The following is a 23,829-nucleotide window of genomic DNA, read 5'->3' on the forward strand; positions in this document are numbered from 1 at the left end:
GCTGAAAAGCGGGCCTTCTTTTTGGGTGCGGGGGAACGCGCGTTGGTAGATGCCAACCTTGGTTGGCACATGGGCACTCCGCAGGCCAACCAAGGTTGGCCACTACCGGGTACGCGCCCTCAGCGCAACGCGCCCAACCATGCCACGCACGCTTCGCTCGGACTCTGCTTGGCCTTCACCGCCAGCCCGCTCACCCGCACGAACGTCTGCGCGGCCTGCGCCACCACCTGGCGTGCGATCAGCGCCGCCTGCTTGGTCGCGGCCTGCTGCTTGCGCAGCTGCACGATGTTGATCGAAGGCCGGCCCACCGGCGCGTACTTCTGGTCGCGGCGCAGCACGTCGGCCACCTGGGCCACTTCGAATTCGGCCTGCAGGTAGCGGTGTTGTGCCGCCACCAGCTCGCGCAGCGGCGCGCGCAGCACGGCGGTGTCGGCGAACGCGGCCAGTGCCGCATCGCAGGCGGCGTCATCGGCAAAGCGGGTACGCAGCGCATCCACGCTGGCCAGGGTCAGTTTGGCCATGTGGGCCTCGTTGCTGCAGGAAAGGAGCGCGATTGTCGCATTGCTTGGCGGCTGATGCGTTGAACCGGGTGTCGGAATCCGTGTAGAGCCGAGCCCACGCTCGGCTCATCGCGCGCAGCGCGAGGGTTTTCCGATGGCGGAGCGGAGAGCAGCCGAGCGTGGGCTCGGCTCTACAATGGCTGTTGTATCACCCACGGAAGGAAGACCCATGCAGGACGCGCAGTACTGGTTGAACGAATTCTGGTCGGGCCTGAGCGTGCTCGATCTGCTGGGCGGCAGTGTGCTCGGTACGCTGCTTGGCCTGGTGCTGGGCATCCTCGGCTGGCGCTGGCTGCACCGCCGGGGTTGGTTGCAGCGGCGCAAGCGCTGGCATCACTGGCTGCTGGCCAGCTACGTGGTGCTGCTGCCGCTGGCCACGGCCTTCTTCGGGCTGCAGCTGGGCTTCACCGCCGGTGCGCACCGCGCGCTGTTCAAGCAGCTCGATCATTTCCAGCCGCACCTTCAGACCCTGGTGGAAGGCTGGAGCGAAGGCTTCACCGACTCGCTGGACGACCCGCGCATGCGCGAGGCATTGCGCAGCCAGGGCACGGTGGGCGATGTGGCCGACACCATTGCCTCGGCCTACCTCAGCGAACATCCGTTGCCCGGCCTTGATCGTCTTGGCAATGGCCCGTTGGCACGCGGCACCGGCTGGGTGATCGGCAAGGTGCGCGAAGGCCTGCTGCGCGGCATGGTGGAAGACACGCTGGTGGACAAGGCCGGCACGGTCGGGCTGGAACCCAAGGTGGTGCGTGAGGCGCTGACCATGCATGTGGATGAGCTGCTGCACACCCGTGGCGTGCTGCGGCTGGTGAAGGCGCAGATCAACGGCATGATGCCCGGCGTGTACTTCGGGCTGCTGCTGCCGCTGCTGGTCATCGCGCTGCTGGTGGCGCTGGAGATCTGGGCCGCGCAGCGGTTCGGGTGGACGGGGCAGGTGGCCAAGCCGCCGGTCGCGGTCCCTCCTGTAGAGCCGAGCCCATGCTCGGCTCATCGCGCGTAGCGCGATGGGTCCATCGGTGGCCGAGCGGAGAGCAGCCGAGCGTGGGCTCGGCTCTACACAGTCAAGGGCGTGCGGACCAACGGTCCGCACCCACCAGGCAGGTTCTGGTGCATGGGGTCAGATCCCTTTTCCACAGGAAAAGGGATCTGACCCCGAGCCGGTCAATCGCCGTCGGTTTCGTCCTGGTGGGCCTTCCAGTAGCCGGTCGAGCGGATCCAGTCGCGCGGCACGCCCAGGTGGCCTTCGATGAACTTGCGCATCATCCGCGCGCGGCGCGATTCGGTGGCGATCCAGTAGAAGACATCGCCGTCCGGGGCCTCGAAGTCGGTCAGCATGTCTTCCAGCAGCGTGCTGCTGGCCGCCGGGAAGCCGTTGCGCTCCAGCCAGTGGATGCGCACGTTCTCGTACTGCGGCAGGTCCTGGCGTTCGGCCTCGTCGCGCACTTCAATGAAGGCCTGCACCTCGGCAGCGTCCGGCAGCACGTCCAGCCAGCGGGCGATGGCCGGCAGCGCGGTTTCATCGCCGATCAGCACGTAGGCGTCGTAGGTGTCGGCCACCACGAACGAGCCACGTGGGCCGCCGATCACCAGCGTGTCGCCCGGCTGCGCGCGCTCGGCCCACGGCCCGGCAATACCCTGGTCGTGCAGCACGAAGTCGATGGCCAGCTCGCCGGTTTCGTGGTCCCACCAGCGCGGGGTGTAGTCGCGCGACGGCGAGGGCTCCTTGTCGGCCGGGTAGCTGCGGCCTTCGGCGGTCAGCACCGGCAGCACCATCTCGCCGCTGGCATTGGGGAAGAACAGCTTGATGTGGTCGTCGGCACCGGGCGAATCGAAGCCGGCCAGATCGTCGCCACCCAGCACCACGCGGCGCATGTGCGGGGTGACCTCTTCGGTGCGCAGCACGGTCAGTTCACGGAAGCGCACATCCAGGCGCAGGCGCGTATTGTTGTGTTCGGTCATGGGGATACCTGTAAAGGTGTCGCGCGGGGGCGCGCGGCATGGGGGAGGACCTGGCTGGATTCAGTCTGGCTGGGTCGTTGAAAACGGTGGGCTCTCGCTACCGGCGGTACCGTTGAGCAGGGCCGACGCCCGCGTCAGCAGCGCCGCCACTTCTTCCGCCTCGCCCTCGGCCCAGCGGCCGTGGTGATGCACCAGCGCCCGCTTGAACTCGCGCAGGGCAGTGGCCAGCGGCGGCGGCAGCGAGGCCTTGGTGATCTCGCGGGCACGGTCGAAGGCTCGCCGTTGCGCCAGACGCACCTGGGTGCGCTGCACCTTCAGCTCGAACTCGCCGGCAGCGGTGATGCGGAAGATCCGCTTCCCATCCACTTCCTCGGCCTCGATCCAGCCGGCCTGCTCGAAGCTGGCCAGCAGCGGGTACATGGTGCCGGCGCTGGGCGTGTAAGCCTGCATGAACTGGTTGCTGATCAGCTGCATCAGCTCGTAGCCATGGCGCGGCTGCTCGCCGATCAGGGCCAGCACCAGCAGGCGCAGGTCGCCGCGGCTCAGCACGCGTGGCTGGCCGTTGCGGCGGGGCACCGCCGGATCGGTGGAACGGGCTCTGGGGGAAGCGGGGCGGCTCATTTCGATATATCGGTAAACGAGTGTGCAAACGATATATCGATATATCGAAGCCGGCAATCATCGATCCGGCCACAAGCAGGACCGTTTTGGGCCACGGGCGGCCGCGTGCACAGCAAAAGGGGCGCCCCTTGCAGGGCGCCCCGGCGAACCGTGGAAGGGAGCAGGGCCGCCAGGCCCCTCACTCGCGGCCCATGCTGGACCCGCAGCCGGTACCGATCCAGAGGCAGATGCGACATGTTGTCGCCGGTTCAGTACCGTTGCCCGAACCGCCCCTACAGCGGTGCCGGAGTTGCCCTACAACCGTCATCGGCAGCGGTAACACTGCGTCCTGCACATGGGCGCAGCGGCCCGCAAGCGACAGCCCGCGCAGCCACCAAGGCCCGCCGCAGGGCCGTCAGCGGGCCCGGCAAGCCCCTTGCGGACACTGGCCGGTTGCATCCATACGCCTGCGTAGCCAAGTGACGAAAGCCCTTGGTGCGCTACACTTTGCGGTCTAGAAATCTATACAACAGTCGCGCGCGTGCGTGCGGTTATGGGAGCGCTAATGAACTGGTTGAACGAGGTGCTGAACAACGACCCGAATCCTGTGGAAACCCAGGAGTGGATCGAGTCGTTGAAGGCCGTTATTGATGTCGAGGGCTCCGAGCGCGCGCATCAGCTGCTGGAAGGCATGGTGGAACTGACCCGTCGTTCGGGCGCCTACCTGCCGTTCTCTCCCACCACCGAATACGTCAATACCATCGAACCGCAGTTCGAGGCCAAGAGCCCGGGCAACGCCGAGCTGGAATGGCGCATCCGTTCGATCATCCGCTGGAACGCGATGGCCACCGTGGTCCGCGCCAACCGCAAGCCGGGTGACCTGGGCGGCCACATCGCCTCGTTCGCCTCCGGCGCCACCCTGTACGACGTAGGCTTCAACCACTTCTGGCGCGCCCCGAGCGAGAACCACCCGGGCGACCTGCTGTTCATCCAGGGCCACAGCGCCCCGGGCATCTACGCGCGTTCCTTCCTGGAAGGCCGCATCAGCGAAGAGCAGCTGGACAAGTTCCGCATGGAAGTGGACGGCGGTGGCCTGTCCTCGTACCCGCACCCGTGGCTGATGCCGGACTACTGGCAGACCCCGACCGTGTCGATGGGCCTGGGCCCGCTGGCCGCCATCTACCAGGCGCAGTTCATGCGCTACCTGGAAAACCGTGGCCTGATCGAGAAGTCCGACCGCAAGGTGTGGTGCTTCATCGGCGACGGCGAGAGCGACGAGCCGGAAACCCTGGGTGCCATCGCGCTGGCCGGCCGTGAAGGCCTGGACAACCTGATCTTCGTGGTGAACTGCAACCTGCAGCGCCTGGACGGCCCGGTGCGCGGCAACGGCAAGATCATCCAGGAACTGGAAGGCGTGTTCCGTGGCGGCGGCTGGAACGTGATCAAGCTGCTGTGGGGCGGCTACTGGGATGCCCTGCTGGCCAAGGACACCAACGGCGTCCTGAAGAAGCTGATGATGGAAACCGTCGACGGCGAATACCAGAACTGCAAGGCCTTCGGCGGCGCGTATACCCGCGAGCATTTCTTCGGCAAGTACCCGGAAACCGCTGCGATGGTCGCCGGCCTGAGCGACGACGACATCTGGCGCCTGAACCGTGGTGGCCACGACCCGCACAAGGTGTACGCCGCCTACCACCAGGCCGTGAACACCAAGGGCATGCCGACCGTCATCCTGGCCAAGACCGTGAAGGGTTACGGCATGGGCAGCGCCGGTGAGGCACTGAACCCGACCCACCAGACCAAGAAGCTGGACGACGAAGCGGTGCGCCACTTCCGCGACCGCTTCAACATTCCGGTGACCGACGCGCAGCTGGCCGACGGCCAGGTGCCGTTCTACCACCCGGGCGCGGATTCGCCGGAAGTGCAGTACCTGCAGGAACGCCGGGCCGCGCTGGGCGGTTACCTGCCGCAGCGCCGCCGCAAGGCCGACAAGACCTTCGTGGCGCCGAAGCTGGAAGCGTACGAACGCCTGCTGAAGAGCAGCGGCGAGCGCAGCTACTCCACCACCATGGCGTTCGTGCAGAGCCTGAACATCACCCTGCGCGACAAGGAACTGGGCCCGCACATCGTGCCGATCGTGGCCGACGAAGCCCGTACCTTCGGTATGGAAGGCCTGTTCCGCCAGATCGGCATCTACGCGCCGTTCGGCCAGAAGTACAAGCCGGTCGATGCCGACCAGCTGATGTTCTACCGCGAAGACCAGAGCGGGCAGGTGCTGCAGCAGGGCATCAGCGAGCCGGGTGCGATCAGCTCGTGGATGGCCGCCGGTACCAGCTACTCGGTCAGCAACGTGCCGATGCTGCCGTTCTACATCTACTACTCGATGTTCGGCTTCCAGCGCGTGGGCGACATCGCCTGGCAGGCTGCCGACATGCGTACCCGCGGCTTCCTGCTGGGTGGCACCGCCGGCCGCACCACGCTGAACGGTGAAGGCCTGCAGCACGAAGATGGCTTCAGCCATCTGGTGGCCGGTGGCATCCCGAACGTGCGCAGCTACGACCCGACCTTCGGCTTCGAAGTGACGGTGATCCTGCAGCACGGCACCAAGCGCATGATGGAAGACCAGGTGGACGAGTACTACTACGTCACCCTGATGAACGAGAACTACACCCACCCGGAAATGCCGGAAGGCGCGGCCGAAGGCATCGTCAAGGGCATGTACCTGCTGACCGACGCCGGCAAGCCGAAGAAGGGCGAGCTGCGTGTGCAGCTGCTGGGTTCGGGCACCATCCTGCGCGAAGCCATTGCCGCAGCCGAGCTGCTGGACAAGGACTTCGGCGTGACCGCTGACATCTGGAGCTGCCCGAGCTTCAACGAACTGCGTCGCGATGGTTTCGACGTGGAACGTGCCAACCGCCTGCATCCGGAAGGTGAACAGCGCAAGGCCTACGTGACCGAGCTGCTGGAAGGCCGCCAGGGCCCGGCGATCGCCGCCACCGACTACGTGCGTGCGTATGCGGACCAGATCCGCGCGTTCGTGCCGATGTCTTACACGGTGTTGGGTACGGATGGTTTCGGCCGTTCGGATACGCGTGCGAACCTGCGCCGGTTCTTTGAGGTGGATCGCTACTACATCGCGCATGCCGCGATTGCGGCGCTGGCGAAGGAAGGGAAGATGACCGCGAAGGATGTGGCCCGGGCGATCAAGCAGTACAAGATTGATCCGGAGAAGGCTAATCCTGTTGGGGTTTGATGGATAAGGCTTAGTGGGATTATTCGAAAGGCGGCCACTGGCCGCCTTTCGTCTTTTTAGGACTAGATGCCTTGAATCGTCCGGATAGACGTTTGACAGCCTCTCCAACAATCAACTCTGGCCGCACTCACGGGCTTGACTCGTCATCTCTCGAGAGTGCCTAGGTGTCTGAGTTGCGTGGCTTACCTTCGACCCTGTTCCGTTGGAGCAGGTCCCATGATTTCCATGGAACATTATGGAACACTCGACTCAAACATAGGATTGAATGAAATTCAGGTAACTGAAACAATCAATCGGTTGGTTGGACAGAATCGTTGTGACAACTAAAGGGGGTTGCGAGCATGGAAGAAGGCACTGGAAGTGGCGCGATTGAAAAGGATGACCCGGGGATCGACGCTGCAGAGCGAGATCTTCTCGGCCTAATGATGCGGGGCCGGACACTGGCAGAAGCTGTGTCCTCTGCTACCGAAGACATCACTGCTAGGCTCGGAAGGTATCCTCAAGTAGTTGCAGAGCAGGTAGTTCTTATCGATCTCGCGCGCCTCCGGATCTTGGAGCGGCAGGAACAGATATCTTACTGGCGCAAGCAAGCCGTTAAGCAGGGAAGAGCCGACTGGTACGGCGGTCCAGGCGACGATGCGACCATCTGGACTGCGCTGAAGCAGAGGCTAAAGTCACTTGGGCGATCGGAGGAAGAGATACGTTCTGTCGATGAGGACAGCACCGCGGTTGTGTCTCTATTGGAGAATCCCGGCAAAACGACATTTGACTGCAGAGGCCTCGCCATCGGCCATGTTCAGAGCGGAAAAACCGGCAATATGGCGGGCGTAATCGCAAAATCAGCAGATACGCCGTACAAGTTTTTCGTGGTGCTATCGGGATTGACTGACACCCTGCGAAATCAAACGCAGATTCGTTTGGATGGCGATCTGATCGAGAGTGGGCAGCAAGATCGATGGTACCGCTGGACTCAAGCCGATATGACAAAGGATGGGCGCTTGGAGAAAGGAGACTTCAGGGACACGGCTGCCGGAGGATTCCCGCTGGATGGATCGCGAAATCATCTTGCGGTCATGAAAAAGAACGCCAACATCCTACGTCGATTCAAAAACAAGCTCAAAGCGACTCCGAAAAGCATCCTTGAGAGTACTCCATTCCTCATCATTGATGACGAGTGCGATCAGGCCAGTGTGAACTCTGCGCAGCTGCAGAGCGCAATCTCCGCGACAAACAAACTCATTCGTGAAATCGTCGAGTTGCTTCCCCGTGTGACCTATGTGGGTTACACCGCGACTCCCTTCGCAAATGTGTTGATCAATCCAAACGATACGGAAGACTTGTATCCGCGAGACTTTATTTATCCTCTCAGTCGCCCGCGCGCATACTTCGGAGCTGCAGAGCTCTTCGGGCGTGAAGCTCTGGAGGGGGAGGATGCTGGGGGGGAAACTGGTTACGACATGATTCGAATCGTTCCAGAAGACGAAGCACAGTTCTTGAGGCCATCATCCAGAAAGGTTTCCGACTTCAGGTTCGAGGTAACAAAATCGCTTGCAGATGCGATTAATTACTTTGTCATGACGGTGGCTGCAAGGGAGGTAAGAGGTCAGGATGAGGAGCACAGTACGATGCTCGTCCACACTTCAATGCTCAATAGCGTGCACCGTTCTACGAGAATGGCCGTTGAGCCGTATCTCGCCGAGTTGAGAGCGAAGTTGTCGTCAAATGACGCCAATACGATTAAGGAACTCAACAAACTGTGGAATGACGAATGTTCCCGCGTTGACGCTTCTGATTTTGGTTTGACTGAGATAAATTTCAGTCAGATCGTCGATAGGTTGAGCTCTGTTGTCGGGTCGATCTCCGTGAAGGTCGAAAATTGGAGTAGCACCGATAGGATCGATTACTCAGAGCCGGCACGTCGATATCTGGTTATCGGTGGTAATGTCCTGGCTCGCGGCCTCACGCTTAATGGGTTGATTGTTAGCTACTTTATGCGCACCTCAAGCCAATACGATACCCTTATGCAGATGGGGAGATGGTTTGGATATCGGAAGGGGTTTGCTGACCTTCCTCGGATCTGGATGGAAGACGACGTCAGAGAAGCTTTCTTCAACTTGGCAACAGTAGAGGAAGAAATTAGGCGAGATGTTCTGCGGTATGAAGAAGAGAACATAACTCCGATGCAATTCGCAGTGAGAATTAGGAAGATTCCAGGTTTGGCCATCACTGCTCGTTCAAAAATGCGAAATTCCAAGACCGCTGAGATCGGCTATGAAGGCCAACACCTCCAGACGATAAGGCTGTCAAGAAAGAACAGCCCCGTGATGCTCGCCAACTGGAGGAGTGCTGAAGCCCTTTTCCCTGAGGCAGTGAATGTGAGAACGTCTGGGTCATCGATCGTTCGGGAGGGGGTCGAGGTAGCGGAGATCAAGCAGTTCATAGGCCGGTACTGCTTTGAGCCGGGTCGTCTCCTTAGCAGTAATTCGATCATTTCCTACATCGACTCTGTGAACTCAAAAAGCTCGGCCCTTGAGCGGTGGAATGTAGCTGTTGTTGGAAGTGGGAGCGGTCCACTTAGCGACAGACCGATGGGAGCTTTGGGAAGCGTCAGGACGGTGAATCGATCCCCACTGAAGGACTCCGGCGATGTGGCATTCATCAAAGCACTCATGTCTCGACGTGATCTGTTGGTCGATATGGATGGGGCGATCGCAAACATGGCGAGCCTGAGTTGGGATGAAGTTAAGATGCATCGTGAGAAGAATAAGATGCGTCCGTTGCTCCTGCTCTATCCAATCGCCAAAAACTCAACTGCAGACAGCAGCCAGCGCGAGGACATGGAGGCTGATGCAGATCTGCTTGGTGTTGGCTTGGTCTTCACCGGGAGACCTGGAGCGGGTAAGGAATACGTCCAGGCTGACCTCCAAGCAGAGGACGCGCAGACAGAGGAATTCACTGGGGAAGATGCAATCCCAGAGGAGTTGATCGATGCAGCGCGCTGATGCGGACCGGGAGGGAAGACTTAAAGCAGCATGGGCACTGATTTCTCAGTCATCATGTGACCGATCAGACTTTCGCTCATCCTCAATACAAGGTGAAAGCCGTCCAGCTGAAGTTACGCTCGATAGTGAGGGCAACAAGGGGGTTCTACTGCCCCTTTCCCCTGGAGAGGCGCTCGGAATTCCCCAGAGTAGTGCCGATGGTGGAGGCGCGCTCAGAATTTCTGTTCAGAACTTCTTGAATGGCCATGTGTCCGTTAGGGCTCTGCACATATGGTGTGTTGATCGCGCGTGTGATGCGGCCTTCACGTCGTTCATCCTTCTCCTGTTTGATAAGGCAGAGAGCCTCTCTTTGTCCGAGGCTGTGTTGAACAGTCGGCAGGAGTTCGAGGGGCTTGTCCTAGGATTCGAGTCGAATTCCCGGGTGATAACCGGCCTTGTCGGTGAGTTGATGGTTCTTAGAGATCTCGTCATGGCCCGCAGGCAATCTATTAGATTCTGGGGGGGCGGGAGACGAGAGCGTCACGATTTCCGCAATGGCTCGCTTGCGCTCGAGGTCAAGACATCTCGACGAGCAGAATCCAAGAATAATGTGATCCATATTTCCGACTGGGATCAACTTGACCCGCCGGACGGTGGGGAGCTATTCCTTAGAGTAATTAAACTGGAACAGGTCGAGTCCGGCCCTATAAGCGTGCTGAAGCTTGTAGAGGAAATTCGGGGGTTGCTGCCGGGTGACCTCTCAACGGAATTTGAATCGCGGATTTCGAGCTATGGGGAGTCCGTCCTGAGAGACAATACCCAAATGGTTTGTCAAAGCGCCTTTACCTACGTAGTTGACGAGAACTTCCCTCGCCTTTCCCGGGATTCGCTAAGGGGCGATGCGAATGTATCAGGGGTATCGGACGTGACCTATAAACTGGACTTGGGATCATCCGTGCAGTGTCAGCGTGAATGGCTTCCGGTTGTGGTTTCGCTTGTAGGGGGAGATGATGCTTGAAAGGCTATCTGAACGAGTGGGCCCGACCGGAAGCCTCCAAGGCGAAGGAATCGCCAATCTTCTTGGTCGACCACCATTTGATCCCTTGACCTTGGTAATTCGTGAGGCGGGACAAAACATCTGGGATGCTCGCAGCTCTGTTGTTTCCGGTAGTGACCGTGTCCCTCGCATGCTTGTCCGCGTGCGTACACTGACGACGCAGCAAAGTGGTGTATTAAGGCGGCTTTTCGACGCAGGGGATGAGACAACAAACGAGCCAGTTGGTACTAGTGCGCTCGAGCAGTGCCTGAAAGAAGTCGGGCCCATAAAGGTTCTCGAAATTTGCGATTTCGGAACAACCGGGCTCTGCGGTGATACCGATCCACAGAAGTCTAAGAGTAAGTTCGTCCGATTCTTCTTTGACATCGGTTCGGCACACTTTGACAGTGGTGATGGCGGAACGTACGGATATGGACGCTCATCCCTCTACCTGGCCGGCGCTGCAAGGGCCATTGTTGTCGATTCTCTGACCGATGATGGTTCGAAAGAGCGGAGGTTCATGGCTGCGAGAATTGGATCGTCCTATGAGCGCTCAACAAGGAAAGGGAAAGAGAGATTCACCGGGAGGCACTTCTGGGGGCGGGTTGCGGAATCCGGCCGTGTCGCGCCGGTTGTAGGATCTCGTGCTGCATCCTTGGCCCGCGCTTTGGGAATGCTTGATCGCGAGGCTTCGGATAGCGGAACCTCTGTACTGATCCCTTGGCCGGAACTACCCGCGAAAGACACTGCTCGGGTAATCACTGACATAGTTATTCACAACTTATGGCCAAAGTTGGTGAAGACTAAGGGCGTGCCATCAATGGTGATCGAGGTCGAGCTGGATGGGGAGCCCATCCCGTTGCCAGACCCAGCAAGACACCCGGTATATGGTCTTTTTGCGACGGCACTCGTGAGAGCTCGGTCCAGGAGTCTCGCAAAGGGCGCCTTTCCGCTGGGAACAATAAAGCCACATCAGATAGCCGGACACATTGCGTTTGCAGATCAATCGCCACGCGTACTACTCGGATGCGATGAAGACGTCCGTCCGGAGAGGGTATTTGACCGCGGTGTTCGTCACGTGGCTCTAATGCGAGCCAGTGAACTTGTCGTTCGATACGACGAATTTCCTGAGACTGTGGGCAGTAAAGAATGGGCTGGTGTCTTTCTCTGTGATGACACGCCGGCAATATCTCAGATATTTGCGTCATCTGAGCCGCCCGCGCATGATGATTGGATACCCGATAGACTCATCGGGCAAAATGCCTCGCTTGTACGAGTAACTCGCCGCCGACGGATTCCTGAGAAAGTTAAAGAACTGTACGGTGCAAATCTTAGGTCAGAGTCGGGTGAGCCATCAAAGGCCTCGCTTGCTGGGATCGCTGATCGATTCTCGGAGAACTTTCTCCAAGGAGATGGCAGCAGCGCTGATGCGGAGCCCGCAGTTGGCGGTGCTGGCGGCAAACCTGGGGGCGCGAGGATCAGATCACTAAGATTTCTACACCTCAAGCTCGATGGATCTGCTCGGGTCGCTGTCTTCTCCACAGGAAGCTCGTTCCCAGGCCCGGTTTTTGTTCGCGCAGACGTCGCAATTGAGGGGGCCTCTGCAGATGATGTTCCTGCAGACTATCGTCTCCCGGAAGTCAGGGGGTGGACACTGCCAAGTGGATCCTTCTCCGAAGGCTGTAGTGTCACAATTGGCCCGGATGGGGATTATTTGCTCGAAGTCGAGTTTAACGGCGACTATTCTATTGCTGCGTCTTTGATTGTCGAAAGGAAGCTCTAATGCGACGTACCCGAGCAATTCCTCCTTTCATTACCTTGGATCAGAATGCTGTCACGGTCTATCCATTACAAGGCTGGGAGCTTCGACGTTCCGGTCACGACTCAGTAGTCATTCCCGACAAGGGCGCATTTCCCGCTTGGGACTCCTCCTTGGGCTTCTCGTTGCGACGAGTATTTAGCGTTGATGTGGAGGGGATGGTTGATCTGCTCGGCCTTGGGCGTGGCGCGCAACTATCTATCGTGGCGCGCGTAGAAACAGCGCGTGGAATGTTCTCCACAGTTGCGAAAAGGGAGATCCTCAAGCAAGGCGAAAGGGAAGTCGAGATCATCATTGAGCCTGATAGTTCCAAGCTCTCACTTGATGTCGTTGTTCACATAAGCGTAGTGGTGGATGCGGCCGGCTTAGCTCCTAGTGGCTTGTCTGCAAGCATTGCTGGCTCGAGAGTTTGGCAAGATTCATGGTCTAGCAAGTTGGAGGGAGGACGAAGACGGCTTCCTATAGAAGTGGTCTCTTTCAGGAATCTCGGGATCGGAAAGCACGATCGCGGTTTGATTCACGTGCAGGTAGCAGACGCCCTGGAGCTTGATTTTGAACAGGCGGTCTGTGTCTACGTGAATGGAGACTACCCCGGCTTTGTCCAGGCCTTGGATAAAGGGGATAGTCATGCGGTTAGCTATTTTGAAGAGGCCATCATTAGGCAGGTTATATCCTTCTCTCTATCTCAGGAAGGGGATTTTGAATCAGCCGTTCTCATTGCTGATTCTGCAGCGAATCAAGTGTCATCTTGGCTGGCGGCAATCTATTCAGGGCGTACGCGCGCAGAAGTGGCGGCCATGAGAATTCACGATCCGGGTGAATTCGAAGTCCTGATCCAGTCGTGGGTTGACGCAGGTAGGCCTTGGAGAGCCGCTGGAGGTAAGGCGTGAGTAATAGATTTCCAAAGTTGTCCGCAGCGAAGGGTGCAGGACTCCTGAAGCGGATGCTTGAATCTGATATTTCAGTTCTGGAGCATGACTCTAGAACGTTGCCTGACTTGCAGACGGAGAGATTTGCCGCGACGGGGCTTCCCAAGGTTAATAGCACCTACCTTCTGAAACTTCAGGCCACGCTCAACGAAGTAATGAGGGACAACGGGTATCCAAAGCCCGGGTTGCCAATCCGACAAGCGGTCGATCGCGCACTTGCGAAGGAGCTTGCGCTTGCGGACTTGCCAATTGGTGAGATGTTGCAGGCGGATACTTGGACGTGGATCGGACTGAATCTTCTTCCCCACTATGTGAGGTGGCGTTGGGGGGGCGTTGAGGGATCTCTAAACCCCAGGCGTGTCTGTGGTCCCATTTTGCGTAATGCACTTGGCCGGCTTTGGCTGCGCGCCGTCGTGCTTGACAAAGGTCAAGCATCGCCGGATCGATGGCAACTCCTTGAGGCTCTGACCGAGGATGCTTCGGTCGCAATTTTGGAAAGAACATCAATCTCTTCGGATTGGCGCCTTACCAGAATCATCGTCGCTGAGTGGACTACGCTCGCAGAAGGATTGGGTACCGCCGCTTCGGAGAAGCTTCTTCGGGACGCCATAGTGAGGATCAGAATTCAGATGACGTTACTCGAAGTAGGGGGGCTAACGGATGAATACCTTGAGTCATTAATCCGAGACGCGATGCTTTCGGGTCTTCGCTCTTAGGTTTTAACTAAGTATTCAACATGAAAGTACCAGTCGACGCCTTCTTTCCTGCGAACTACGCCGGATGGAGCACCCCCTCTGGTGCTTGATGTATGAGGTACCCCGCGCACGCTATCGTCCGCGGGGTCATCCTGCAAGAAGCAGCGTCGGCCGCTTGCGAGCCAGTTCTTCGTCAAAGAACTCCCGGAAGGAAATCACGTTCGTGTCGTGATAGTAGAGGGACTCGTTGCTCTTCATCTTCAACGACTCCGGCACGACCAGCATGATCTCTGCCTTCTGCAGATCCGCAAGCGCTTCCTTCGAAACCCGGTCATCTACCGTAGCCAGGAAGATTGCGCAGTTGAAGCGTTCGTGGGTGATCTGCTTCCAGCGCTCGCGTAGAGTCGTCTTGGCCGAAAGAATGGCTGCGTCTTCATGTCGCCGTTGCGTGTCCAAGGCGACCGTCGCCTGATCAGGAAGGACGAAGTCCGGGCGTCGCTGGCCAAGAATTGCCTGCGCCTCGAACCTCACTCCCCCCGCCTGCAACATGGCGGCCAGGTGGGTCTCAAATGACTTTCCAGCACGGCTCTTCCGCTGTTGGCTTGCAGAGAGAAATATCGAGTTCAAGGTCGCGAAACCGCGTACAGCCGCAGTCGCAGACCGGTCATGCTGGGCTAGAATTCTGGCGACCTCTACTGCCCTCATGCGGAGCTCATGTCGGCGGTAGATTGAAAACTCGATGTCCCTGCTTACGCGCATGAGAGCGTCGCCAGGCTTTTTGATATCCCATGGGTTGAACGTCTTCGACCTCACAGATCTAAGGAAATCCAACCGCGCCTCATTCGCGAGCACAAGCGGATCAGGAAGTTTCGAGTACTTCGCAACGAGCGTCTCGACGGTGCCAGTCTTGATCGCGGCATCGATCTCGCTGATCAGTTCCGCAGCTTCGTCCGACTCGATGGCCGAGGCGCGTTTGAACTTCGATGGATCGAAAAGATCGAAGTGGAAGTTCGCCTGGATGTCGAGGCGACTCTCAAGCATTTCCGCTTCCGTAGATGCTGAGTCGATCACCATGAACCAGTGATACGCATCCCCTTCAGGCTCCTCAAGTGTCCCGCCCAGCAGCCATGATGCGGGGTTGAGGCCAGCAAACAGTTCTGCGGGAATCCTCGTGAAGTGGCACTCAGAGCCCTTGTTGCTGTAGTACTTGATACCAGAGTCGCTCCTGACCTCGCCGGTCTGTGGCCAGAATGATGGGCAGTCAGCTTCCAGGATATGCGGGATGTCTTCCCGGGCATGAAGCTCGGGAAAGAAGTCTGACTCGCGTACGGCGCGGGGCACATAGAAGCCGTACTGATGGCCGCCACCCTCATTTGCCCACGATGCATCATTGCGGGAGAGCTTTTTCAGAAACAGCTTGCCGCTGCGATTGACAAAGGACTCCATCAGCGACCACTGGTCTGAACTCTGCTCCAGAAAATCCATCTCCACGTTAGTCCTTCCTCAGTGTGCTGTTTGATGTAGGGTCTCGGCCAAGTGATCCAGAAATGAAGCCTGCTCAGTGGCGGTCTTGCCGCGCAGGGAGCACTCCCATACGGTCAGTACCCGCCAGCCCATGGCTTCAAGCTCAGAGGTAACGCGCTGGTCTCGCGTTCTGTTCTTGCCAATCTTATCTGCCCAGAACTCCGGTCGCGTCTTAGGTAACCTATAGAGTGGGCAGTCATGCCCATGCCAGAAGCACCCGTGGACGAACACCACCGTCCGATACTTCGGCAGCACGATGTCCGGCCTGCCAGGCAGCTTCGCGCCACCAAGCCGATACCTCAGTCCCCGCGCATGAAGGCCCTTGCGGACAAGGACCTCCAGCTTGGTGTTCGAACCACGGATCCGCGACATCTGCGCGGACCGCTGCTCCGGGGTAAGGCTGTCGACCAAGGTCAGGCCTTGGCCTTCTTCTTAACCGGCTTTGCCGGCTCCGAATCAGCCTTCTGGAGCAGGTGAGGAAGCATGATGCGGGCGACTTCAGCGATCACCGGCACAACCACTGAGTTTCCGAACTGCTTGTAGGCACGGGTATCGGAAACTGGAATGCGGAAGTTGTCATCAAAGCCCATCAGACGGGCGCATTCGCGCGGCGTCAGTCGGCGCGGATTCTTTTTCGGGCCTTGGGAAATGAGGATCTCCGAACCATCCTTGTAGTAGCGCGCGGAGAGCGTACGGCAGGTGCTTTCAGGGGTCACCAGGCCGAAGCCGAAACCGTTGCCCTTGTCCCGGTGCTTGGTCGCATAGTTCTGCAGGTACTCCCAGAGCTTGTCCGACAGCGTGTACTTGTCCAGTACCTTGCCCTTTGCACCACCGATGTAGGGCTGATCCTCCCCCTCACTGCCATCCTGCTTGTGCAGAACGGAGGCCATGCGGGGCGAAATACCAAAGTCAGGCAGTTCGAGGTCGTCGAAAGTGAATGCGGTCTCTTCGCGGAAGCCTACGATGATGATTCGCTCGCGATGCTGAGGGCCGAAGTGCTTGCCGTTGATGACCTTGGCTTGCACGTGGTAGCCCAGCTCGTTCTTCAGCACGTCCATGATGGTCGAGAACGTGCGGCCCTTGTCGTGGCTCATCAGATTCTTCACGTTCTCCAGAAGGAAAGCGCGAGGACGCTTGGCGTCAATGATGCGTGCCACGTCGAAGAACAGCGTGCCTTGGGTCTTGTCGGAGAACCCGTGGGGACGGCCGAGGGAGTTCTTCTTGGACACGCCCGCGATGGAGAATGGCTGGCAGGGGAACCCCGCCAGCAGCACGTCGTGATCCGGCACGTCGTTCTCATGGACCTTGGTGATGTCCGAGGCAAAGACGTGATCGGGACCGTCGTGGAAGTTGGCCTTGTAGGTCTTGACTGCGTACGGGTCCCACTCGCTGGTGAACACACAGCGGCCGCCCTGCTTCTCGAAGGCGGTACGGATGCCGCCGATGCCCGCAAACAGATCAATGAATCGGAACTGGCCCTCGCCCGAGGGCGGTTCGCCGAAGGGCAGCAGACGCTGGCGAATGGCATCTGCGATGTAAGGCTTGGGTTCGGTCTCACGCAACTGCCAGCGGCGGACCGTTTTCGGATCAACTCCCAGTGCCTGGGCGACCTCCTTGGGGCTGAAGCGCTGGAGGGAGAGGTCGATCAGTTCGTACGCGTTCATGGGTGCTCCGGGAATTCGGGGGACAGTATGTCCAATTTCTTCCCGTGGGGAAAGCGTTCCGTCCAGCGGGCTGGCTCTTGACAACTCAGTGGCCCGTTCTGATGGATCCGGTCACCAAGCCGCCGCGCGGGTGCGAGCGATCTCCGGCTCGTCGAGATGGGGCGAACCATAGCTGTTGCCGATCTCAAACGGTGCGACATCGCTGCTTGAGGATTCGTCTTGGAGCAGCCATCAGTGGCGCACCGACCGGCCGGGAGGTCGGTCCTGTGGGCAGTAGAGGACGTGAGTGCTGGAGTTGTCACCGTACAACACAGTGCTAAAGGTCCCGCTGTTGAGGTCGTAACCACCAATACGGCAACTTGGATGTTGCTTTTCAATTCACTTTGAACTGAAGAAGGATGGACATGGCTGTTTTTTCATCGTTGGGCGAATTGGTCAAGCGCTTCAAGGCACTGGGTGCGAGGACAATCGTGTTCAAGCCGCTTGAGGAGAACGACAACAGGAAACAGCAGATCTACGTCGGAGACTCTCTCGAAGCTGTCTATCATCTTCCTACGCAATGGAGATGCGAGAAGGGTACCGATGGAGACATTCAAAAATCGGATCTCAACCTGCGTTGGGTGGACACAACGAAAGAGGAGCGGGCTCCCGAGGCGAAGCTGATCTTCTATCCGCAATATCCCGAAGTGAGGCTTTCCGGGATCCTGTCAGGCTGTCGCCTGGCGCCACGGGAGCACCTGCAGCCTGTGGCAAAGATCGACCGTAAGGGGTACGACGAAAGGGTGCTGTTCCTGGGTATCAGCAGCGACGGCAGGGTAGTCGCTCACCTCGCTCCTGCCGGAAGTGCACTCTCAGCCGAGGCGCGTGGAATAGAGGATCAAGAGTCACTTTTCACGCAGGTCATCTGACAGGCACAGCCTTCGCGTCTCGCCTGCGAAGCTGTCGAAGTGAGCCGGTCCCGTGAATGCAGATATCCACCAAGGTGGTATCAGCTTGGTGGCACACGCCGCTAGGTCATCCTGTATGCCGGTGGCGGTCTTGCCTCTGCAACAATCGATACGCACTACGGTTCCGGCACAAGCCGCATGCACCAATGCGAGAGGAGCGGCACAACGCAGGGAGCATCAATCTCCCTGCCCGCATACAACACAATCACAAGCTGCTCCAACGAGTTGTCCACCAGCATCACGGGCTTGCCGTCGCAACTGACCTCGAAGTATCTCTCTCCCGCGTACCGCGCGTCCTGCACCACGCCCTCGCGCACAAGTCGAACGGCTTCCTCGCGCATGACAGCGAATTCAGCGTCGGACACCTTCCGAAACGTCTGCAGTTCCAAGTCGGCCTTGGATACATGCCGGCTCGCGATCGCCGCAGACAGCGCAGCCAGCAGGACAGCGCCATAGATCAGAAGCTTCATTCGACGCTCTGCAAACAGGGGATGGACTGGAAGGCGAATGGTCAGCCGATGGCACGCGGATGGCCAGCAGCCGCGCGACATACGGCCAGGTCCAACTGGGCTACTCCCGCACGTGCAGCCGCTCAGCAACCTGCGCAGTCAACGCCACACACGCCATCTTCAACCCTTCCATCACCCGGTCTCCCAAGTACTCCTCGGGCGCGCCGTTCTGCCTAGTCCGCTCCGCAGCCAACATCAGCTCCGCCACCACACGCAGCCCGGCTAGTGCGCAATCTGCATCCGCCAACTGAAGACACCGCCCAGGCAGTTGATGCCGTTCCGGCCAAGGCTGGCCATCCGCAGCTGCACCAGATCCGATGCGGCGCAGCGTGGCGACGAAGGCGTTGGGATCGACGGACGGTCCGCGCTCGGGTTCGGCGTTGTCCGGATCGTACTGCGCGTGCAGGGAACGGAAGTCCGATGTGTTCATGGCAATGCTCCGTACAGGACAGATAGCAACGCCACCGATAAAGGCGGCGGACGGTGCGGGCTCGAAAACCGGTATGTACCAGACCGGCGGATCCGAAGATCCCCACGCACCGCCCGCCATGGAAACGCGAACGGATTGCCAGCCGGCGCCACACAAACGGTGGCGCCGGCTGGCAAGCGCATACATCTGGTACATGGACGGGTTTTCGAGTCCCGCGCCACCCTTCTCCGGTGGCATGCCAAGGTGTACTCGCATGGTTGCGAGATGCCAAGAAACCGTAGGCCGCAGAGGCCGCAAATGCTGACGCTTACGGCATTGTTGCATGGCGAGCGTGTGGCAGAACCCTTGCGGTGCAGTGGTTTCGGCCGGTGTTAAGTTATCGCCCGAATGCGCATTGAAAGGCACGGTTTGCAGATGATCGGGGTCTCAAAAGCGACAGTCCGCCCGCATGGCTGAGATCCGAAGTTGGCCGATTGCGACACGGCTTAACTTTGCAGCGCCACCCCCGGCCGTGGCCACAGTGCATCGTCGCGCTCCAGGTCGTAGTCGCTGCCGAAGGCCAGCGCCGCCTCCCGCGGCGGAAGGTCTGCGTAGCAATCCAGCAGGTACTCATCCCTGCCGGCGTCGCTATGGTCGATGGCGAACAGGTAGAGAAGCTCCTTGTCGAACGCTTCCAGCCATGCGGTGTCTATCGTGGTCATTGTCACCCTCCTGACTGCAGGAATAGTGCCTGCACCATCGCGTGCCTGCTAACACCAGAACTGGCCCACGCAATGTTCACCGGCAGAAATCCCCATCCCGCCGCTGGGGCAATGTGAAGCCAGTTCAGGTCCCCTGGCCGGTGCGGTGTATAAACTGCCGACACGTGAGTGCCCGAATGCTAGGAACGGATGCGACAGCTACTGAGGCCATGGATGGTACTGCTGCCCCTGCTCGCGGGCGGCTGTGGCGCCCAGGCACCCCAAACGTATGGCGATGGTTTCCCTGTCGCCAAGCCGATGGACCTGGTCCATGCAGGTGCGACGGTAGAGGCGCGTTTTGAACTGCCGCCGCCTTGGGAGAAAGATCCCAGACCTCGCACATTCCTGATTGGGTTCCGTACCGGCGGGCCCGCCAAGCGCCCGGATATGAAACCGGGCGATGTCGCCTTCCTTGAAGACGCCCGGATTCCCCTGAAGGTGCAGCTGTGGAAGCTGGAGGGCGACACCGACACGCCCATAGCGCTACAGGTATTGAATCGCGATCTGCCTGCTGTCTGGCAGGGCAACCGATATCAACCGGCCAAGGGCGATGTGTACGAGTACAGGAGCGCCGTCGGTGCGGATTCGGACAGTCTGGTCAACGCAGGAAAGTACGACATGTCCCTGGCCTACAGGGAATACGAGGTGGCCCGTGCCGATTCCGGGGATCTGACGGCCGGGAAGTACCGGCTGAAGGTGACCAACCTGCAGGGCAACCCGGAAGTTGCACATCTCAACTTCGAGCTTCTCGTCGCCAACTACAACGTGAAATAGGGTTATGGACAGTCACCAGTCTCTACAGTCCTTTAGAAGGGGCTGGCCCCTAGTCGGCAGCTTGACACGCGAGTGACTGAGTAAGTCCACCAGAAAACGCTGCAACGTGAGGCGGCGGCCCGAACGTCTGGCGGCATGCAGATGGGTTAGTGCCGCCACACAGTCGCACTCAGGGAGAGGCGCGCGAGCTACATCGATGGTGCCGAAGCCCGATGCTGCTCCTGCGCATGCTGCATTTCTGCCGACCTCTCACGCGCTTGGCGCTCACCAATCGCCTCAACTTGGTTCAAGCTCTCTTGCACTGGCCGCTGGGCGGCCTCCGCAGTCGCCATGTGAGTGCGAAGGGAAGCAGGGTCGGACATCGCACCCTGCACCACAAAGATGTTATGTGCGGCGGGGGAGGCATCTGTCTGTCTGCTCAGCACGATATGGTCCGCGCGGGTGATTCCGGCATCCTTGGCTGCAGCCAGCAGACTGGTAGACATACGCTCGCTGGTGTCATCGAAGGTTCGGCCGTTGGCCTTGTCCAGTGCTTCCACCTTGCTCCGAATCTGGTCCAGCAGCGCCTGATCTGCAGGACTGAGCGAGTGGGTGGGCGAGGACTGCATATCTTCAACGCTCTGCGTCGGTGGCGAAATGGTGTGTGCGTTGCCGGTGTTCTTCAGCTCCACCCAGCCCAACCCGCCCTTTCCGAAGTCGCCAACAGGCAGGATCTTTGCGCTGCCAAAGTCGAGGCCATTGCGCTCAAGCTGCTTCGGGTCGAGTCCAAGCTCATGCAGGTCGATGCGGATGGCCGGGGGCTGGCGACCTTCAGCCAGGAAGGCATGGCTCGTCCCGATCACTGATAGCGGATAGGTGCCGTAGTAGTTGCGGTAGTCGGAATCGCCGTGCCGGCCCAGCGTGCCAGTGCCGTCATAGAAGCACTGCTCGACGGCCTTGGTGAGCTGGACGCTCTCATTGTTGGGGGCGCTTGGCAAGCGCATCATATGAAATACCATCCGCCAAGCTCCTGGTTGCACCCTCTGCCCGAATGCAGCGGGAGAGCGAGCGGGACGCAAGCATTGCCTCCAGTCCGTTGTCATCCAAGGTTGGATTCAACGCTCTGAATCGGCTATCCAATGCCCGCAGGCCCGAGACCTCCGCCAGTGCCTCGTCCTGTCGCCCCTTGTCCAGTAGCGTGCGCACCGGCTCGGTCAGGTTCACCGAGCCTGATCGGGAATCGTGTGAAGCGATCAGTTCCTCGCTGTAGGTCTGCTTGAAGTCCCTGAGTGCTGCGGCGCGCTCCTTAGCCAGGATGCCGTGCATGGTCTCGTGGCCCAGCACTTCGGTAAGTCGTTCCTCAAGCCGGGTGCCCGTTACGATTTGGAAATTGGAGGCGCTGATGAAGATCGTTGGCGGGTTTCCATCCGACCCATCCTGGAAGTGGCCGCCATTGTGATGTCCATAGGACACGGCAATCCGGCTGATCTGCCCGCTGTCGGCTGCGTTTGCCAGAAGGTGATTGAGGTAGGGGGAGCCTGCAATGCTGCGTCGGATCGCATCCTCGGCACCACTGGGAAGCTGTTTGTCTGCGCGCAGATCGGCCAATAGTGGCTCGACGCTGGATTCGATTCCCTTCATTTGTCTCCTCCTCCAAACTGGACCGCGTAGACGCAGGTTCTCGCTGTATCACCTTCATCGGAACGATAGGTCAACAGGCTGGTATCCATATACTGCTTACCACCGGTGATGGGGCGCCGGTACTGCCTGATGCCCCCTCCCTGAAATGGCACTTCTCCTCCGGTCCTGTATCCGAGGGCTTCGAGGGCTCGTCCGGCACTTTCGGCTTCCCAGTAGCACACGCCATTCGGAGCATCCGTCACTGGCTGCTTGCCCAGCTGATAGAAGATCACCTCTTGGTTGGGAAACTCACGTGCCGACTCAACCGACAGATAAGACGCCCCATAGTTGTAGCCGTTCGTCGTTGCCAGGTCCTTGGCGATGTGCCTGATGCTGACCTTTTCGTCTGGCACGAGCGAGACACCGATCGCCGTGCCGAACTTGTCCGGACTGATGTCCGCCCTTGACCTGAGCGAATCCGCGTAGGCGAGAATCCGTTTATGCAGCTCGGCCATGGAGATGCGGGCGGGCTGCGTATCTGCGGCAGCGGCACGTTCATTGAGGGCAGACATATCCGTCGATCGCGCGCATGCAGATGTCAGCGTGAGCATGGCTGACAGTCCGAAAAGAGCACCAATGTGAGCCGCGCGCAGCATAGCTCGAGGTAGCTGCGGCCGAAGCAATCTGGTCATGATGACGGAGAGCAAAACCGAAGCCTCCTTCGTTGTGATGCCCATCGGTGAGTCCCTGACGGTGTTGAAGGTACTGTACGACCCGGATGAAGAACGCCGGGATCTCCATTCATTGCGATTGAGCGCGATAGCGGCTCAGAAGATCACGCACTCTGGTTTCCAGGCGTTGCCAGTCGCTCAGCATGACGCGTGCATAGTTCATCTCGATGGCGATGCTGTCGCCCACGTCCACGATGGAATGGCGGCACATTGCGATCCGGCCTTCGCCGGCGCGTTCAAGTGTCTTTCCCTGAACGACAAGTCCGTCAGGAATGCGGTCTGCCGGGTCGCAGCTGATGAACGTTGTCAGTTGGCCCTCCACCGAGCGGGCTACATACCAGTCTGGCTCCATACCCGGGTTGTGCACGTAAGGCCTGCCCAGCGCAGCCTCCGAGTCCTTTGCATAGGCTTCCATCAACGATGGGTCGATCGAATAGGGCGTCAGGCCCCAGCGTTCGGGTTGGGCAACGCGCAGCGCGAGGTTCTCTGCCGGGTCCCTTCGCTCCAGCGATCCCGGCGCGCTGGTGGCTTCACTACTGGACCGACGCGCCAGATAGTTCTGGATGGGAACGCGATCAATGTACCTAAGCTCGACCAGCACCTGCCGCCGGCTGTCCTGCGTGCTGCGCACCGGGCGGTCACCGGGGGGCGCTGCATCGAAATCCGGCCAGAACACCGTGAGCATGACGCCCCCATCGGCCAGGGGGCCCGTCTGGTTGTAGTAGAGGTTGGCCGGGAACATGAAGCGGTGCGGGCCAAGCCGAGCTTCCACCGGCTGCGTCGTGTAGGTCTGTCCGCCCACCGTACGTGGGCTGGTTGCGGTTTCGGACATGGGGGTTCCGTTCGGGTCCTTTTCCGTGGATGGGGCCTTCGCGCAGGCGGTGGTGCTCAACACGGCCACCAGGGCGAAGGAGGCAAGCCGGCAAGCCGGTGCTCTGCTCATGGGCGATTCCCTTGCATGATCGAAACGACTATAGATCGGTGGAAAGGCAAGCTCCAGTCGTTGCCGGGACCTTGCTCGCGCCAAGGTCCATTACTGCATGCTGGCTCACATATTCAGCAAGTCGTGATCGACG

Annotated in this window: 21 protein-coding genes; 8 read left to right on the forward strand and 13 right to left on the reverse strand. The window is 59.5% G+C overall.

Features of this window, described 5'->3' with window-relative positions:
* Window positions 1-119: 119 nt before the first annotated feature.
* Window positions 120-521, reverse strand: a complete 402-nt coding sequence (locus QP609_RS02020) for a hypothetical protein (RefSeq protein WP_014645734.1) — start codon at window positions 519-521, stop codon at window positions 120-122.
* 208 nt (window positions 522-729) lie between these two features.
* On the opposite strand from QP609_RS02020, the gene QP609_RS02025 reads away from it, so the two are divergent.
* Window positions 730-1,563 (forward strand): hypothetical protein, encoded by an 834-nt coding sequence (locus tag QP609_RS02025; protein ID WP_197575396.1) that lies wholly within the window; start codon window positions 730-732, stop codon window positions 1,561-1,563.
* 161 nt (window positions 1,564-1,724) lie between these two features.
* Here the strand turns inward: QP609_RS02025 and QP609_RS02030 are convergent, their stop codons facing one another.
* On the reverse strand, window positions 1,725-2,522 hold the full coding sequence (locus QP609_RS02030) for a siderophore-interacting protein (RefSeq protein WP_197621277.1): 798 nt from the start codon (window positions 2,520-2,522) through the stop codon (window positions 1,725-1,727).
* Between the two features lie 60 nt (window positions 2,523-2,582).
* Entirely contained in the window at window positions 2,583-3,143 is a 561-nt protein-coding gene (locus QP609_RS02035) for a PadR family transcriptional regulator (RefSeq protein WP_197621276.1), read from the reverse strand.
* Between the two features lie 544 nt (window positions 3,144-3,687).
* Here QP609_RS02035 and aceE point away from each other — a divergent pair.
* From aceE to QP609_RS02060, 5 genes are all read left to right on the forward strand, one after another.
* Window positions 3,688-6,375, forward strand: coding sequence for a pyruvate dehydrogenase (acetyl-transferring), homodimeric type (gene aceE / locus QP609_RS02040; protein WP_053494867.1), 2,688 nt, complete (start codon window positions 3,688-3,690; stop codon window positions 6,373-6,375).
* Window positions 6,376-6,716: 341 nt separating this feature from the next.
* A complete protein-coding gene (locus QP609_RS02045; protein WP_197621275.1) occupies window positions 6,717-9,377 on the forward strand; it encodes a Z1 domain-containing protein in 2,661 nt (886 codons plus the stop codon).
* A complete protein-coding gene (locus QP609_RS02050; protein ID WP_197621274.1) occupies window positions 9,364-10,374 on the forward strand; it encodes a PD-(D/E)XK motif protein in 1,011 nt (336 codons plus the stop codon). The genes QP609_RS02045 and QP609_RS02050 overlap by 14 nt, the downstream gene beginning before the upstream one ends.
* 181 nt (window positions 10,375-10,555) lie before the next feature.
* On the forward strand, window positions 10,556-12,175 hold the full coding sequence (locus QP609_RS02055) for a hypothetical protein (RefSeq protein WP_197621273.1): 1,620 nt from the start codon (window positions 10,556-10,558) through the stop codon (window positions 12,173-12,175).
* The gene (locus QP609_RS02060) at window positions 12,175-13,101 is read left to right on the forward strand and encodes a hypothetical protein (protein WP_197621272.1); all 927 of its coding nucleotides are present in this window, start codon (window positions 12,175-12,177) and stop codon (window positions 13,099-13,101) included. The genes QP609_RS02055 and QP609_RS02060 overlap by 1 nt, the downstream gene beginning before the upstream one ends.
* Before the next feature lie 881 nt (window positions 13,102-13,982).
* On the opposite strand, the gene QP609_RS02065 is transcribed toward QP609_RS02060, so the two are convergent.
* The 3 genes from QP609_RS02065 to dcm are packed head-to-tail and all read right to left on the reverse strand — an operon-like array spanning window position 13,983 to window position 17,023.
* A complete protein-coding gene (locus QP609_RS02065) occupies window positions 13,983-15,320 on the reverse strand; it encodes a type II restriction endonuclease (RefSeq protein WP_197621271.1) in 1,338 nt (445 codons plus the stop codon).
* Between the two features lie 18 nt (window positions 15,321-15,338).
* Window positions 15,339-15,731: a very short patch repair endonuclease gene (locus QP609_RS02070; protein ID WP_289214008.1), complete on the reverse strand. Its 393-nt coding sequence runs from the start codon at window positions 15,729-15,731 to the stop codon at window positions 15,339-15,341.
* A gap of 41 nt (window positions 15,732-15,772) precedes the next feature.
* Complete coding sequence (gene dcm, locus QP609_RS02075; RefSeq protein ID WP_057494544.1) at window positions 15,773-17,023, reverse strand: DNA (cytosine-5-)-methyltransferase; 1,251 nt, start codon at window positions 17,021-17,023, stop codon at window positions 15,773-15,775.
* Between the two features lie 404 nt (window positions 17,024-17,427).
* Between dcm and QP609_RS02080 the strand changes: the two genes are divergently transcribed.
* Window positions 17,428-17,931, forward strand: a complete 504-nt coding sequence (locus QP609_RS02080) for a hypothetical protein (RefSeq protein ID WP_152983901.1) — start codon at window positions 17,428-17,430, stop codon at window positions 17,929-17,931.
* A gap of 155 nt (window positions 17,932-18,086) precedes the next feature.
* Here QP609_RS02080 and QP609_RS02085 read toward each other — a convergent pair whose 3' ends face one another.
* The 3 genes from QP609_RS02085 to QP609_RS02095 form a co-directional block, all read right to left on the reverse strand.
* On the reverse strand, window positions 18,087-18,440 hold the full coding sequence (locus tag QP609_RS02085; RefSeq protein WP_197621269.1) for a hypothetical protein: 354 nt from the start codon (window positions 18,438-18,440) through the stop codon (window positions 18,087-18,089).
* Between the two features lie 100 nt (window positions 18,441-18,540).
* Window positions 18,541-18,909, reverse strand: coding sequence for a hypothetical protein (locus QP609_RS02090; protein ID WP_197621284.1), 369 nt, complete (start codon window positions 18,907-18,909; stop codon window positions 18,541-18,543).
* A 485-nt stretch (window positions 18,910-19,394) separates the two neighbouring features.
* Window positions 19,395-19,610, reverse strand: coding sequence for a hypothetical protein (locus QP609_RS02095; RefSeq protein WP_197621268.1), 216 nt, complete (start codon window positions 19,608-19,610; stop codon window positions 19,395-19,397).
* Window positions 19,611-19,823: 213 nt separating this feature from the next.
* On the opposite strand from QP609_RS02095, the gene QP609_RS02100 reads away from it, so the two are divergent.
* Entirely contained in the window at window positions 19,824-20,423 is a 600-nt protein-coding gene (locus QP609_RS02100) for a hypothetical protein (protein ID WP_197621267.1), read from the forward strand.
* Between the two features lie 188 nt (window positions 20,424-20,611).
* Here QP609_RS02100 and QP609_RS02105 read toward each other — a convergent pair whose 3' ends face one another.
* The 4 genes from QP609_RS02105 to QP609_RS02120 form a co-directional block, all read right to left on the reverse strand.
* Window positions 20,612-21,421 (reverse strand): XVIPCD domain-containing protein, encoded by an 810-nt coding sequence (locus tag QP609_RS02105; RefSeq protein WP_289213851.1) that lies wholly within the window; start codon window positions 21,419-21,421, stop codon window positions 20,612-20,614.
* Window positions 21,378-22,043 carry a hypothetical protein gene (locus tag QP609_RS02110; RefSeq protein ID WP_197621266.1) on the reverse strand — a complete coding sequence of 222 codons (666 nt, stop codon included), beginning with the start codon at window positions 22,041-22,043 and terminating at the stop codon, window positions 21,378-21,380. The genes QP609_RS02105 and QP609_RS02110 overlap by 44 nt, the downstream gene beginning before the upstream one ends.
* Window positions 22,040-22,759 carry a hypothetical protein gene (locus QP609_RS02115; protein ID WP_197621265.1) on the reverse strand — a complete coding sequence of 240 codons (720 nt, stop codon included), beginning with the start codon at window positions 22,757-22,759 and terminating at the stop codon, window positions 22,040-22,042. Before QP609_RS02115 ends, QP609_RS02110 begins: the two co-directional genes overlap by 4 nt.
* 64 nt (window positions 22,760-22,823) lie before the next feature.
* The gene (locus tag QP609_RS02120) at window positions 22,824-23,585 is read right to left on the reverse strand and encodes a hypothetical protein (RefSeq protein ID WP_289213852.1); all 762 of its coding nucleotides are present in this window, start codon (window positions 23,583-23,585) and stop codon (window positions 22,824-22,826) included.
* Window positions 23,586-23,829: the final 244 nt, after the last annotated feature.

The sequence above is a fragment of the Stenotrophomonas sp. 8(2023) genome (assembly GCF_030345295.1).
In the GTDB taxonomy this organism is placed as follows: domain Bacteria; phylum Pseudomonadota; class Gammaproteobacteria; order Xanthomonadales; family Xanthomonadaceae; genus Stenotrophomonas; species Stenotrophomonas muris.